The organism is Stenomitos rutilans (assembly GCF_059505485.1).
In genome coordinates this window covers 25,274-38,982 of sequence record NZ_JCACKR010000053.1, presented here as the reverse complement: position 1 = coordinate 38,982, position 13,709 = coordinate 25,274, and the positions used below count along the sequence as shown (strand labels likewise).

Here is a 13,709-nt window from a genome sequence, read left to right as displayed (position 1 = left end):
TAAGCCTCGCCTTCTCATCTAGCTCACTGCAAGCCATAAAGACTAATAAAAAATAGGAACCCTAAAGCCAGGGCACCAAAAATCAGAATATTCTTTTGTCCGGGTGTTAAAGTGTTAACTCCAAGCCCATAGCCCAAATTTTCCTTAAACCCAGATGGTGAACCCACTTCGCCAATATTGGAGAAACGTGTTTTGGCTGCACCACACACAGGGCAGCGCCAGCCGTCAGGCACAGCCTCAAAGGGAGTGCTCTCTGGAATCTGGCGTCGATCGTCTCCTTTCAGTGGTTCGTAGATATAGCCACAGGTTTGACACTCGTAACGGTCTAAAGCTGTTGGTTTAGCAGCATCTGTACTCATTGCTCTGGTGCCAGGGATAAAGGCAACATTAAAATACGCTTTGAGATCCCAGAATTCTGAGATCTCTGTAAACGATTATGACATGAGTGGGAATCGCTGAATATTGACATCGCAAAAGTTGAGCGGAAGGCAGAGAGCAGAGGGCAAAAGGCAGAAGGCAGAAAAGGCTGATAGCTGACCGCTGACCGCCCATCCCTCTTACCTTCCCTCTCTTCAGCTTATCTATAGAGTCCAGCGGGGCTTTTCGATACATCTTGGGTAGCGCTGACCCTATAATATGAAGGCAAGTAACGTAAACGTTTTTCCGGTCATCCAACAGCCTGAGGGGTATTGCTAGTGTTTGTCCTCAGTGGTTATGAGTATCTACTTGGCTTTTTAATGGTCTGTAGCCTGGTACCGCTCTTAGCGCTAACGGCGTCTAAGCTAGTGCGTCCCAGTCGCCGAGGCCCAGAGCGTCGCACAACGTATGAGTCTGGCATGGAGCCGATCGGTGGTGCATGGATTCAGTTCAACATTCGCTACTACATGTTTGCCTTGGTCTATGTCATTTTTGACGTAGAAACGGTGTTCCTCTACCCGTGGGCAGTGGCGTTCAACCAGTTAGGCTTATTAGCCTTCATCGAAGCGCTGATTTTTGTTGGCATCCTTATTATTGGTCTTGTTTACGCGTGGCGCAAAGGAGCACTGGAATGGTCATAAATCCAAAGGCGGCGACGAAAGGTGGCATCGGCGCGTCCGAGGTGATCTTAAATCCGATCGAGCATCCGCAAGTGACTCACGATCTGTCCGAGAACGTGGTGTTGACGACCGTGGATGACCTTTACAACTGGGCACGCTTGTCGAGTTTGTGGCCGATGCTTTACGGCACGGCTTGCTGCTTTATTGAGTTTGCCGCGCTGATTGGCTCACGCTTTGACTTCGACCGCTTTGGGCTGGTACCGCGATCGTCTCCCCGGCAGGCGGATTTGATTATCACGGCTGGCACCCTCACCATGAAAATGGCTCCAGCGCTGGTGCGTTTGTATGAGCAAATGCCAGATCCTAAGTATGTGATTGCGATGGGAGCCTGCACCATTACAGGCGGCATGTTTAGCGTCGATTCACCAACGGCTGTGCGTGGGGTCGATAAGCTCATTCCGGTGGATGTCTATCTACCAGGTTGCCCACCACGACCGGAAGCCATTATCGATGCCATCATCAAGCTACGAAAGAAAATTGCGAATGAGTCGATTCAAGAGCGTGGCGTGCTGCGTCAGACCCATCGGTACTACAGTACAACCCACACCATGAAAGCGGTGGAGCCAATTTTGACAGGGCAGTACCTTCAGTCAGAAACACGAGAAGCGCCACCTATAGAGTTACGAGAGGCGATGGGTCTCCCTGTACCACCCGCACTCAAGGCCGCCGAAAAGGAGGGACGCGATCGTGCCTGAAGAAGAGTCTAGAGCAACTCCAAAAGCCGATGAAGGTGCTGCCCTTGCGCCGCCTGCAAAGTCTGTGCCAGCGGAAGTAGCAGGTACCGTTTCAAAATGGCTGACACAAAATGGGTTTGACCATGAATCTCTAGGCTCAGATGCATCTGGTGTAGAGATGCTGAAGGTAGAGCCAGAGTTTCTGGTGCCCTTTGCTACGGCACTCTACGCCTATGGCTTTAACTATCTGCAATGTCAGGGAGCCTACGATATGGGGCCTGGCGACCAATTTGTGAGCTTTTATCACTTGATCAAACTGGGCGATAACGCCGATCGTCCAGCTGAAGTCCGCATTAAAGTCTTCTTGCCGCGTGAAAACCCTCGCGTGCAATCGGTTTACTGGATTTGGAAGACGGCGGACTGGCAGGAGCGGGAATCCTACGATATGTACGGCATCATTTATGAAGGTCATCCGAACCTGAAACGTATCTTGATGCCAGAAGATTGGGTGGGTTGGCCTCTCCGCAAGGACTATATCTCGCCTGATTTTTACGAATTGCAGGATGCCTACTAAGCTGTGCTCTTCAGCAGTGGTCTATGAACCAGCATTGAACCACTGCTGAAGATTCAGTCTGAACTTACGCCAACCTCTGAGGTGTTGACCAAGCATTAAACCTCAGATTTGCTTCGACGTTTAAACCTTCAAGGGTTTGGCAAACGAGATTTTGGCAAAATGCGGTTAGTTCCCTGATTCTTGTTTGGCTTTACTCTTTACCCAATCTTGGCCGATTTGAATGGTTACGTCGGAATCAAGATCGCCCGTACTTTCGATCCGCACTTCACCAAACCCAAGCGATCGACGGACAGCTTCAGCACTTTTGACATCGCCTTGCTGCGCAACGATGCGGGTAACGTTGAGCGGCTCACGCTTTGGCTCTGCAACGCTGACATTACCATAGCCACCCTGCTTGAGTTTGCTCACTATGGCTGGAGTGGCACTAGTTTGACGCGTGCTGTCTTGAAGAACGATCCTTACGGCATTCGCATAGGACTCGGTTGCCGATACGGTACCAAAATCAAAGTGCTGCGCCATCATGGTTTGAATGCGCTGTGCACTCGGAAGCCAGTAGCTCACCCCACTAAATTCATGCGGCTGACTGAAGCTGCCTGGTACCATTAACATCTGCACCTGAGAGCGATTAGTACGTGCCGCAAAGCCAACTAACGCCACGAGTTCTTCAACACTAAGGTTAGTGTCGATATGTGACTGAACGATCGAGAGAATTTTGGGTAAACGCACCAGCGTTGCAGGGTTGAGAGTCTGCTCCATGAGCGATCGCATCACCATCTGCTGCCGCTGAATGCGGCCAATATCGCCATATTCGTCATGGCGAAAGCGGAGGAGTTGCAGGACTTGATCGCCATTCAGGTGTTGCTGACCTGCTTTCAGGTTGACATACAGATGCTGGCTTTCATCCTTATATTTCATGTCTTTGGGTACAAAAACCGTTACGCCGCCGAGCGCATCGACGAGGGCTTGTACCCCCTGCACATTAATGGACACATAGCGATCAACCCCAACGCCGCCTAACAAGTCGCTGGTTGCTTTGGCACTCAGCGCCGGACCACCATCCACGTTGGCTTCATTAATTTTAGTCACGCCATAACCTGGTACTGCTGTGCGGGTGTCTCTCGGAATCGAAAGTGCCACCAATTTTTTCCCTTCAGGATTGAACCGTAGCAGCAGCATGGTATCGGTTAACCCATCAAAGGAGTTAACCAATGCCTGATAGCGCAATTTTTTGAGATTAGCAGGTGGGTTTTGAACGTCGGTCGTCAGCACTTTGAGACCCAACACCAAAATATTTACTGGGCGGGTTAGTTCAGGCAGTTGTAGACTGTTGTTTTTCGAGATGCTTTCGTTTTTAGAAAAGACTGATGCCTGTTCAGGACTCAGCTTGCGTTGCATGAGGGGCGTACTTGCGAATGACATCGCCAACAGTGCGCCTGCGGTAGCTGATAGCAACGCCACTCCTGCCAACCCACTCATCAACCAGAGCCAGTGCCGCCCTTTCTGTTTTGGCACCTTTCTCAGCACTGCCTTTGGTTTCCGCGCTGCCTGCGGAGGACGTTTATTTGAACCGTTCACTGATTTCTTCTACCCCACACAACGATTAGGACTGCTGAAACGGCGACATTATTGCAACAGTAGACTGAATAGCTCAGGAAAACGGACTGTGCAGATATCAAAAATGATAGCTCTACCGTTAGAGGCCCTGTTGCGATGTCTGCCCAGCGCTTGCCGCTTTTGATGCAACCCTAGCAGCAGCATGGTAGCAATAATTTCTCCGATCGGCTGCAAAGGTTCAATAATCATATGCGAACCATTACAAATTGGAGCGATCAGCGTCCGTCGTGCGGTGTGGCACCTGTTATACAAAAGCCGTCATCAAGGCGATCGCGCACGGTCACCCCATTAAGATTACCGTATCAATCACATGAATCACGCCATTGTCGGCTTCAATATCAGCCGCAACAACGGTGGCATTTTTAACCTCAAAGCCATCAGTAGTATTAATGCGAATTGGCGAACCCTCAACTGATGTCAGCGAATCCACAGTTTGCAAGTCAGCGTGCATGAATTTTCCTGCAACTACGTGATAGGTCAGGATGCGGGAAAGTTGAGGAATATTTTGCACCAACGTCTGTATAGTGCCAGGTGGCAGTTTGGCAAACGCTTCATCTGTTGGCGCAAATACAGTAAAAGGGCCAGGGCTGCGTAGCACATCAACTAATGCAGCCGCCTGTACCGCTGTAACAAGCGTCTTAAAGGAATCAGCATTGACTGCAATATCAACGATGTCTGGCATAGGAGTAAGGGGATAAGGGCTGAAGGAGAAGGCAAAAGTGGAGCAGGCAAGGGAAACGGGGGAGGCAGAGGAAGCAGAGGAGGCTAACTCAAAACTCAGAACTCCTCACTTCTACCTGTATTCCTGGTGCTGGATGTTGCGGATTCGCGCTTCGGGGCGTTTGAAGCGATCGAGTTGGGCTTCAAAGAACGCTCGGTTCGCCTGGAGATGCTTAGGGTTTGGGTCGTCGAGAGGATACAGGAGGGCGGTGCGTAGTGCCTGGATGACGGCTGAGGTAACGCAGTACATCGATCGCTGGAAGCTAACGCCCAGTTGGATCAGCATGTCATCTTCGCCACGACAGTGCTGACGGTAATAGTCCACCAAATAGGGCGGTAAGAAGTGCAACATATCCTGCATCAACAGGGTGGGTGGAATGCCTGCTGTGCCGACCGGAAAGACATCGGCGTAAAGAATGCCAAAGTGGAAGTCCCTTTGCTCATCGGGCACTTGCTTGGCTTGAGCGTTGTAGGACTTGGTGCCCCGGAATGGCGACGTGCGGTAGAAGACTGCTTCTACATAGGGCAGGGCTGCTTCATAAAGCCACATAAAGCCTTTCGTTTTGGGAATAATTTCATAGCACTCGCCCCGGATGTAGACATGGTGGTAGATGGGGCGACCCGCGATCGCAAAAATACCATTGACCAGAAAGTTCATGGCATCGGGAACGCTGGCAATTTTGCCTTCATCGTACAAATCCGACATTTCAAAGAACACGGGAGCCATCACTTCCCAGAACAGCCCCAGGTTGGCGTAGTACGACATTTGCCGACACTGCTCCAAAAACAGATCAGGAAACAGTTTGTACAAGCCCAACATCGCCGGGTTGTATTTGAAGTACGCTCGAATGGCGCGATCAGCATTCGCTTTGTACTCTTCGCTATCCAGATAGGGATCAAACTGACCACCCATACCCCGATGCCAGAGCATCGATCGCATGCATTCCTCGGCAAACTCCATATTGATGCGATCGTGCCAGAGGTGATGGAACAGTCGGGGCATTTTGATGGTTTCCCCTTTCTCCATAAACGCTAGCAGTTCAGGATGTGCCGTCGCTTCGCCTCGCCAGATCCGCAAATCGGCATCATCGCCTGCGTAATGGTTGTGCAATTCCAGATACTCGTTCGGCAAAAAGTATTTGAAAAACGGCAGCGGATTCAGAAACTCTTGCTCCGCAATGTACAGCAAATCACGCCAGTAGAAATCCATCGGCACTGCATACGCCTTGTACAGGCCAATAATTTGCATCAAGTTTTCGGGCGTATCCGGTAGCATCACACCACCTGCTTCTAAGCGATGCACAATATCAGCAAATTCGTGCTGAGAGGGAGGGAGAATGGTTTTGGTAGGGGTTGCAGTGGTCATGGGTGGAGAGAGTTTTGAGTTTTGAGTTTTAAGTTTTGAGTTTTAAGCGTGGAATACTGAGGTCTAAACTCGGAACATCAAGCTTTTGGGCCGGAAGGCCGAGCTTAGAACTCAAAAGGTTGAGCTTAGAACTCGGAAGATGGAGCCTGGAACTCGGAAGCTGGAGCTTGGAACTCGGAAGGTGGAGCTTGAAGGTCGGCGTGTCGAGCTTGGAACTCGGAAGGTGGAGCTTGAAGGTCGGCGTGTCGAGCTTGGAACTCGGAAGCTGGAGTCTGGAACTTGGAGTGTCGAGATCTGTGGTCGAAACGTCGAGCTTTTGGGTCGGAAGGTCGCGTTTGGGACTCGCCACAGCACGTCTAAACTTGCAAGCGCTGATTCTGTCTTATGCATGCTTCAGCCTTTAGCCTTTCCCCCCATTCCCGACTTCCGATTCTCGACTCCCAACCGATCGCCAATAGCCACCTGCTGCCCGCTACTGATGGGCAACGCTGCCACCATCGCGTTTGTGGTCGGTTCACTCCAGCGCAGAAGCCAGGTTGGCTGTATCCCCAGAAAGAAAATGATTACGATCAGTACCAGGGCGGGTGTTTGCTCTGTCCATGTGACGTTGGGATAGTAGGCCGTTGCGTTATCTAGCTTGCCGAAACAGGTGCGGTTGAGCAAAATCACGAAGTAAACAGCCGTTAGCCCACTGGCGATGACACACAGCAGCGTGGGAATGGGGAAGACTGGAAAACTGCCCTGGAAGACCAGAAATTCTGCGATGAAACCAACCATACCGGGGATACCAGCGCTTGCCATGCCGCCGAGAATGAGCAAAGCGCTTGTTAACGGCAAACCGCGAATGGGATTCAGCAGACCATTGAGCTTATCTAATTCGCGAGTACCCACCTTCGCTTCAATGACACCCACCAGATAGAACAAAATTGCCAGAATCAAGCCGTGGCTGACCATTTGACCAATGGCACCCAGCAAACTCAACGGTGTTCCAGCAGCACAGGCGACCAGGACATACCCCATATGCCCGATCGAGCTATAGGCCACCATGCGCTTGATATCTTTTTGAGAAATCGCGGTCAATGAGCCATACATCACACTGACAACACCCGCGATCGCCAATCCTGGTGATACCAGCGACCAGGTATCTGGGAACAACTGCAAGCCAAACCGCACAATGCCATAGGTACCTAACTTTGCCAAAATGCCACCCAGCAAAATCGCCACAGGCGGTGATGCTTCCACATAGGCATCGGGCAACCAGGTGTGTAAGGGAATCAGCGGCGTTTTAATGGCAAACCCAATAAGCAAAATCGTGAGCAGAACGAGTTGTGCCTTGAGCGGCAAGTCTTGAGTATTAATTGCCCCATAGTCAAAGCTCGACGCACCACTGAGCCAGGTTAAGCCGAGGAAACCAACCAAAATCAGCACACCTGAAACTGCTGTATAGATGAGAAACTTCATCGCGGCGTAGTCCCGTTTGGAACCACCCCAGATAGCAATCATCAGGTAAAGCGGAATCAGTTCAACCTCGTAGAACAACACAAACAGGAGCAAGTTTTGTGCCAGAAACGCGCCCGCAATGCCACCACAAACCAGCAACGTGAGAGCGTAGAATAAGCGCGATCGCTCCATTTTCTGGCTGCTCCCATAAATCACAATCCAGATCAGCAAGCTATTCAGCGCGACCAATGGTAGCGATAGCCCATCGACACCCAAACGGTAGGTTAACCCTAACGATTCGAGCCAGGAAAGCGACTCCTGCATCTGAAACCCGACCTGACTAAGATCGAACTGGGCCATCAGAAAAAGTGTCCAGAGCAAGTTAAGGCTGGCGATCGCTAACGCCGCTAACCGCGATCGCGATTCGGGGCAAAGACAAAGCAACAACGCACCAGCAGTGGGTAGCCAAATCAGGGTACTAAGCATAAGGGGTGAGGAGTTTTAAGTTTTGAGTTAGTTTGGCGAAGGCTGACGACTGATTTCTGACCGCTTATCACTTATGGCGACCACATCACCAAACAGCCGATCAGCGCAGCACCGATGACGATCGTCAGGGCATAGGATTGCGCTTGACCTGGTGTGCTGTACTTCAGACCTTGACCGCTAAAGAGGGTGGCGATGCCCAGGAGGTTAATAAAGCCATCCACCACGTAGCGATCGAACCAGAAGGTTAACCGAGAGACGAAATCGACTCCAAACACAATGCTCATGCGGTAGATCTGGGCAGTATAAAAGTCGTAAGCAAGTAAATCCTGTAGAGGCTTCCAGGGAAACTGGACGGGCTTGGGAATCGTATTGCTCAGGTAGATAACCGCACCGAGACTACAGCCAAAAACACTGGACCACAGCAACAGTAGGGCAACGTCTTTGTTCAAGGCTTCCCAGGCAGGTAGCAACGACATGGCTTGTAGCACTAGCGGTAGATGCAGCACAAAGCCCAACAGAATCGTCATTGGTAGCGCCATCGACCAGTGGATTTCGGGCGATCGCTGCGCCATCGGCTGAGCCTGTCCGCCAAAGATGCGGCTAAACACACGCACCAGACTAAAGGCCGTCAGTCCGTTGACAATGAGTACCAGCCCTACTAGCCAGGGTTGGGTTGACCATAAGCCATTCGCTAATTGCAGCAGTGCCCAAAAGCTACCAAAGGGCGGCAAAGCAATTAAACCCGCAGTCCCGACCAAAAAGGCTATGCCCGACACCGGACGACGCGACCACAAACCGCCCAACTGAGTAACATCTTGCGTGATGCTGTTCCAGATGATAGAGCCAACACTCATCACCAACAGCGCGATCGCAACCGCATGGGTCAGCACCAGCAACAGCGCAGCTTCGGTATGCTGCGTGCCCACCGCTATGAATACCAATCCCATGTAGGCGCTGACCGAGTAAGACAAGGTACGTTTAATATCAACTTGTGCGATCGCAATCAGCGACCCACCGATCGCGGTAATCCCACCAATCCATACCAGTGTCGTCATGACGGCAGGTGATAACGCGAGTACAGGCGTGAGCTTCACCAGCACCCAAGCTCCCGTCGATACCACCACTGAATTCCGCAAAATAGTACTGGGCAAGGGGCCTTCCATCGCTTCATCTAACCACAGGTGCAGCGGAAATTGAGCGCATTTGCCCATTGGCCCCGCAATCAACGCCAGCCCCACCAGAGTCACCACAGTTGGGTCAGTAGTCGCAGACTGTGCCCACGTTGCCAGTTCGGTAAAGTTCCAGGTGCCAGCTAACGGCAGCAGCGCAATCACCCCCATCAGCAACACCAAATCGCCAACCCGCTTTGTCAGAAAAGCATCGCGGGCACCCGTGACTACAAGCGACTGGTTAAACCACAGCCCTACCAGTAAATAGGTTCCGAGCGTCAGGATTTCTAGAATGATGTAGCTAAAAAACAGCGAATTGCACAGCACCAGTGCGCACATCCCGCCCTCAAACAGCGCCAGAAGCGAGAAGAACCGCGCCCAACCCCAATCCATCTCCATGTAACCAATGGCGTAAATCTGTGCAAGCAGATTCAAGCCAGTGATTAGCACTGTTGCACCAACAGTTAGAGAAGAAGCTTCCAGAGGTAGAGTCAGATCAAGGTTGGCAACATTGAGCCACGGAAAGAAGAATTGTTGTGGCGGCTGGTGCCATGTAGCTGGCAATGCTATCAGCCCATGCAAAAACGCCAAAAGCGTCATCACAACATTCGCATAGCCAGCAGGACGGGGACCTGTACGGCGAGCGAGCGACGGAAACCAAAGGACAGAAAGTGCAGCACCCGCCAAGGCATAGCAAGGCACCAACCAGATACTCTGGAGTAGAAGTTGGTCCATAAAACGACCCCAAGTTTTTCAAAAGGCTGGATAAATATGAACGCTCACTACAGTTGCTTGTTGCAACTGAGCGCTCTAGAAACAAATTGTGTTTGCTCTAGTCAGAATGATACGGCATTAACGCATCATTCAAAAGCAATGATTCTTATAAATCCTATAGGTTTAGCTCTATTTATAAATAAAACTTATGATTCTGACAGGCTGACCTTAAGCTTCTTAAAAATAGGGGACGGGGAGCAAGGGGTAAAGGCTAAAAGTTCAAGGCAGGGGCAGGGGTTAAAGCGAACTCAAAACGGCCCTGCTCTCCTTACCTTTTACCCTTTTACCCTTTTACCTAGGACTTACGCATTTGCCCCAAAAACCCCAATGCTGGAGGCTTTAATTGGCTCGGTTCCCCCAGCATTGGGGGCTAGGGGGCGAAAGATGATCGCTTTTGCGTAAGTCCTATTACCTTTTGCCTTCTCTCCCTCACTCCTCAGCTAGAATCGCGTAGATTTCTCGCTTCATCTGGTCAAGTCGATCGCGCACCCGTTGCATCCGTGCCGCATCACCACTACGCGCCACCTGCATAACAGCCCCCGCTAACTCTGTCGCCGCGTTGCGTAGGTCAATAAATTCCTGTGGCTTGCCTGCCATCACGTTGTTGAAAGCATCCCACGGAGAGCCAGCAGCCTGTTGATTCCGCTCTGCCAGCAGTTGTGTCCCTTCTTCTGTAATGGTATACACCCGCTTGCCACCAGTCGTTTCGCTGGTGAGATACCCGCCATCCTCTAACATTTGCAGCGTTGGGTAGACCGAACCGGGACTGAGACGACGGAAGCCGCCATAGCGCGTTTCCAGTTCTTTAATCAAGTCGTAGCCGTGTCGAGGACGTTCAGCAAGCAATTCCAGCAGAATGAATTTGATGTCACCGCGACGGGTACGACGTTCATCGCCCCAGCCGCCGCCACCCTCACCTCTGGGATGTCTGCCGGGACGATCACGCCCCCAGCCACCGAACTTGCCACCGTTGAATCTCCCACCACCAAACGCATCATGACCAAACGGATTGCCATGCTGAAACCACGAGCAAACAGATGGTTCTTCGGGCGCGTCTGCCGATGCCAGTGCCCATACATACGGATGAAAAAGTCTAAACATTGTTGTTTCTCTAAATAACTATCTCTACTATACGATATATCGGAATATATCGCGACATATCGTTATTTTTTTGCTGTGCTGCCTTTGGTGCACGATCGTGGTTGCTAAGGCTAAGCACGATCGTGCGCCAAAGACAGACATTGCCGTGCTCTTACAAAAGGGCTTGCCGTCTTACGCTCCGTAGAACTGCACAGAAATTGTCACGCCCCAAACGTGACGTGAGCAAGAGATAGCATAATCAGAACTAATGTTCCGAAACAGAAATGATGCAACACGCTTGAGCGTTACTCAGTCCTCAGCACTCAGTACTCTTTCAACCGACGTTGCAAAACTTTTGATGCGCTGTACTAGTGGTTTGTCAGTTTTGATTTTGTGCGTGAATAGCTTCCGTAAACTCTGCTGACAATCACTTGTAAGATTTGACCACCCACAATTTTAAGCTTGACAGACCACTAGGGGCTGTCATCAATTATTCGTACATATGACTTACAGCAGGGGTTCCAGCCCCTAGCCTTGTTTGTTAGAACGGGCGCAATAAGGCTGATACGCAAGCTTTCTGAGCTTAATTGATGACGCGCCCTAGGGTAGAAGTGGGATGCTCTGCACGCAGATACAGCTACCTTGCGGCTTTGGCTTGTGCCTGCCGCTGGCTTTTCATCCGTTCAAAGCTGAGGGCACCAACCCCCAATGTCACCAGAAGAATGCCAAAGACTTGTATCCATTGGAGTGGGTTGTTGATGAGCAAAAACGCCAACAATGCTGTTACAACAGGGCCACTAGAGGCAACGATGGATGCTAACGCCGCCCCCATGTAGCGCACACCAAAGTTATTGGTCAAATAGCCAATTAGGGTCAAACCACCCAACAGGATGCCACCCAGAACAAAACCAAGGGGTTGGTCAACTTGAACATCCGTCGGTGGAGAAAAGGTCAAAATGACGCTTGATAACACAAAAATGGTTGAAAACTGAATCAACGTCACCGGAATGGGATGAAGCTTCTTAAAGCCAAGCTGCATGCAAATCAGATAAAAGGCAAACGCAATGCCTGACGCGATCGCAATAAACGCACCACTGCCTGACATCCTGCCATTGGCGGCTGTCAATCCTGGTAAGGCGGTAAAAATCACACCTAGCAGAATCGTCACCATCACAATCCAGCGTAGGGGCGTGGGACGATCGCCAAAGAGAAACCACGCCAATGGCACAGTCACGATCGGGTACATAAACAAAATTGTGACGGCTGGCCCCGCGCCAATCTGTCCGATCGCGATATAAATCAGCACCTGCGACAAAAAGAGAAACACGCCACTGCCAATCACATTAAATAACGGTCGGCGATCGGGAGCCGTCAAAAATCGCTTCAGGTCTCGCCATACAGGCGGATACAAAAACATAGCCACAGGAATCATCAGCGGCAACACAACCAGCATCCGTAGCCACAGAATGAGCAGAGAGTTACCCAGACTCAACTGAATGAAGCCACCTAGCTTAACGCCACCGCCCAGCCAACCCAAAATAATGCTCTCTCGACCGATGATTCGCACGACAACATTGTGGATAGACAGTGCTGCCGTCGAAATGAGCACCAGTACCAAGCCGATTTGAAAGTGAGAAAGCTCCTTTCGGGGAGCAGCAGGTAAAGGAAGGGGGGCACCCGGAGCCTCCAGTGGAATCGGCTTCGCAACTGGTGCTGTATGAAACTGATTAGATGCTGGATAGGAGGATTGCCCTATTGAAGTTTGTGGAGGGGGTAGCGGTGGATAAATCTGGCTAGCGCCACCATTCGCTGGCCCAGAGGAGTAGCTTGTTGGCGCAGAAGAGTAGCCACTGTCTCCAGGGTAATGGCCCTCTGTCGCATAACCATGCTCTCTGGGATACCCGTTCTCATGCGGTAGATGCGGCACAACTGGTCGATTGGCTTCCACCTGAAGTTGCTCTCGTAGGCGGTTAATCAACGCTTCTAAAATCGCCTCGCCCTGCTGCTCCAAGCTTTGCATGCGATTAAGCTGCTGCGATAGCGAACTTTGATAGCTATTGAGATCTTGCTGTAGGGCTTTAAAGGTTGTACTAAACGTGGAATCTAATGACGCTAATAAGCGATGTGCATGATCGCTGTGTCCATCAGCGGCGGTCAACGAGGTGCCAACATTCGGCTGCACGGTGCTTGTCATCTGATGCGTACTGGCAAGCTGATTGAGCCGCTGAATCATGAGCGCTTGCAGATGACTTGACAGCACTTGAGCCAGTTGTTTTGCCCAAAGCTGCTGTTGTGCAATTTGCTGCTGCGAGAGTGTTTCTAACTGTCGCGATTGCAATGTTTGATGGTAAGCTTGCAGCTTTTCAATATCAGCGATCAGCCGCACTTTTTCAGCGTGCAATCGGGCAACGTCCCGCGAAAGCTGCCCAATCACTCCCTGTTGGAGACTAGTAAGATCCTGCGTCACGGCATGCAAGATACTCTCCACTGCCTGAGCGCTTTGCGCCCCAGTTTCTGATGATTCAGGAGGTATATTTGATCGCAACATGCGCCTTTCAGACATTGGAGAATCGCCCGGTTGCCCCATGAATGGTTTCCTCTAGTCTGCCAATCTCTAGTCTGCCGATTTTAAGTGCAAGACTTATCGATCGGCGTATAGCAATAAGAATTCCCCATTAGCTTCTTAAATTCATGCTTCATCATGCAAATCGCCCG

At 51.0% G+C, this 13,709-nt stretch carries 13 protein-coding genes; 4 read left to right on the top strand and 9 right to left on the bottom strand.

What is annotated here, in order from left to right; all coding sequences use genetic code 11:
• Positions 1 to 23: 23 nt before the first annotated feature.
• Positions 24 to 359 carry a rubredoxin gene (locus AC5JLP_RS09175; RefSeq protein WP_496067631.1) on the bottom strand — a complete coding sequence of 112 codons (336 nt, stop codon included), beginning with the start codon at positions 357 to 359 and terminating at the stop codon, positions 24 to 26.
• Between the two features lie 336 nt (positions 360 to 695).
• Here AC5JLP_RS09175 and ndhC point away from each other — a divergent pair, with 336 nt between their 5' ends.
• The 3 genes from ndhC to AC5JLP_RS09160 all read left to right on the top strand — a co-directional run bounded on the left by ndhC (position 696) and on the right by AC5JLP_RS09160 (position 2,345).
• Entirely contained in the window at positions 696 to 1,058 is a 363-nt protein-coding gene (ndhC, locus tag AC5JLP_RS09170; protein ID WP_496067630.1) for a photosynthetic/respiratory NAD(P)H-quinone oxidoreductase subunit C, read from the top strand.
• A complete protein-coding gene (locus AC5JLP_RS09165; RefSeq protein WP_496067629.1) occupies positions 1,049 to 1,792 on the top strand; it encodes an NADH dehydrogenase subunit K in 744 nt (247 codons plus the stop codon). Before ndhC ends, AC5JLP_RS09165 begins: the two co-directional genes overlap by 10 nt.
• 64 nt (positions 1,793 to 1,856) lie before the next feature.
• Positions 1,857 to 2,345: an NAD(P)H-quinone oxidoreductase subunit J gene (locus AC5JLP_RS09160; RefSeq protein ID WP_496067681.1), complete on the top strand. Its 489-nt coding sequence runs from the start codon at positions 1,857 to 1,859 to the stop codon at positions 2,343 to 2,345.
• 165 nt (positions 2,346 to 2,510) lie between these two features.
• On the opposite strand, the gene AC5JLP_RS09155 is transcribed toward AC5JLP_RS09160, so the two are convergent.
• From AC5JLP_RS09155 to AC5JLP_RS09130, 6 genes are all read right to left on the bottom strand, one after another.
• A complete protein-coding gene (locus AC5JLP_RS09155; protein ID WP_496067628.1) occupies positions 2,511 to 3,920 on the bottom strand; it encodes an LCP family protein in 1,410 nt (469 codons plus the stop codon).
• A 48-nt stretch (positions 3,921 to 3,968) separates the two neighbouring features.
• Positions 3,969 to 4,148 (bottom strand): hypothetical protein, encoded by a 180-nt coding sequence (locus tag AC5JLP_RS09150; protein ID WP_496067627.1) that lies wholly within the window; start codon positions 4,146 to 4,148, stop codon positions 3,969 to 3,971.
• Between the two features lie 91 nt (positions 4,149 to 4,239).
• On the bottom strand, positions 4,240 to 4,641 hold the full coding sequence (locus AC5JLP_RS09145; RefSeq protein ID WP_496067626.1) for a fasciclin domain-containing protein: 402 nt from the start codon (positions 4,639 to 4,641) through the stop codon (positions 4,240 to 4,242).
• Positions 4,642 to 4,752: 111 nt separating this feature from the next.
• Positions 4,753 to 6,045 (bottom strand): CO2 hydration protein, encoded by a 1,293-nt coding sequence (locus AC5JLP_RS09140; protein ID WP_496067625.1) that lies wholly within the window; start codon positions 6,043 to 6,045, stop codon positions 4,753 to 4,755.
• Positions 6,046 to 6,438: 393 nt separating this feature from the next.
• A complete protein-coding gene (locus AC5JLP_RS09135; RefSeq protein WP_496067624.1) occupies positions 6,439 to 7,971 on the bottom strand; it encodes an NADH-quinone oxidoreductase subunit M in 1,533 nt (510 codons plus the stop codon).
• Positions 7,972 to 8,042: 71 nt separating this feature from the next.
• Positions 8,043 to 9,875: an NAD(P)H-quinone oxidoreductase subunit F gene (locus AC5JLP_RS09130; RefSeq protein ID WP_496067623.1), complete on the bottom strand. Its 1,833-nt coding sequence runs from the start codon at positions 9,873 to 9,875 to the stop codon at positions 8,043 to 8,045.
• Between the two features lie 36 nt (positions 9,876 to 9,911).
• Between AC5JLP_RS09130 and AC5JLP_RS09125 the strand changes: the two genes are divergently transcribed.
• Positions 9,912 to 10,316: a hypothetical protein gene (locus tag AC5JLP_RS09125; protein ID WP_496067622.1), complete on the top strand. Its 405-nt coding sequence runs from the start codon at positions 9,912 to 9,914 to the stop codon at positions 10,314 to 10,316.
• A 27-nt stretch (positions 10,317 to 10,343) separates the two neighbouring features.
• Here AC5JLP_RS09125 and AC5JLP_RS09120 read toward each other — a convergent pair whose 3' ends face one another.
• Positions 10,344 to 11,015 carry a PadR family transcriptional regulator gene (locus AC5JLP_RS09120; protein ID WP_496067621.1) on the bottom strand — a complete coding sequence of 224 codons (672 nt, stop codon included), beginning with the start codon at positions 11,013 to 11,015 and terminating at the stop codon, positions 10,344 to 10,346.
• Between the two features lie 616 nt (positions 11,016 to 11,631).
• The gene (locus AC5JLP_RS09115) at positions 11,632 to 13,557 is read right to left on the bottom strand and encodes a DMT family transporter (RefSeq protein ID WP_496067620.1); all 1,926 of its coding nucleotides are present in this window, start codon (positions 13,555 to 13,557) and stop codon (positions 11,632 to 11,634) included.
• Positions 13,558 to 13,709: the final 152 nt, after the last annotated feature.

Coding starts and splice junctions, on each gene's coding strand:
- AC5JLP_RS09175 (WP_496067631.1), bottom strand. CDS start 359: ATGAGTACAGATGCTGCTAAACCAACAGCTTTAGACCGTTACGAGTGT.
- AC5JLP_RS09165 (WP_496067629.1), top strand. CDS start 1,049: ATGGTCATAAATCCAAAGGCGGCGACGAAAGGTGGCATCGGCGCGTCC.
- AC5JLP_RS09150 (WP_496067627.1), bottom strand. CDS start 4,148: ATGATTATTGAACCTTTGCAGCCGATCGGAGAAATTATTGCTACCATG.
- AC5JLP_RS09145 (WP_496067626.1), bottom strand. CDS start 4,641: ATGCCAGACATCGTTGATATTGCAGTCAATGCTGATTCCTTTAAGACG.
- AC5JLP_RS09140 (WP_496067625.1), bottom strand. CDS start 6,045: ATGACCACTGCAACCCCTACCAAAACCATTCTCCCTCCCTCTCAGCAC.
- AC5JLP_RS09135 (WP_496067624.1), bottom strand. CDS start 7,971: ATGCTTAGTACCCTGATTTGGCTACCCACTGCTGGTGCGTTGTTGCTT.
- AC5JLP_RS09130 (WP_496067623.1), bottom strand. CDS start 9,875: ATGGACCAACTTCTACTCCAGAGTATCTGGTTGGTGCCTTGCTATGCC.
- AC5JLP_RS09125 (WP_496067622.1), top strand. CDS start 9,912: ATGAACGCTCACTACAGTTGCTTGTTGCAACTGAGCGCTCTAGAAACA.
- AC5JLP_RS09120 (WP_496067621.1), bottom strand. CDS start 11,015: ATGTTTAGACTTTTTCATCCGTATGTATGGGCACTGGCATCGGCAGAC.
- AC5JLP_RS09115 (WP_496067620.1), bottom strand. CDS start 13,557: ATGTCTGAAAGGCGCATGTTGCGATCAAATATACCTCCTGAATCATCA.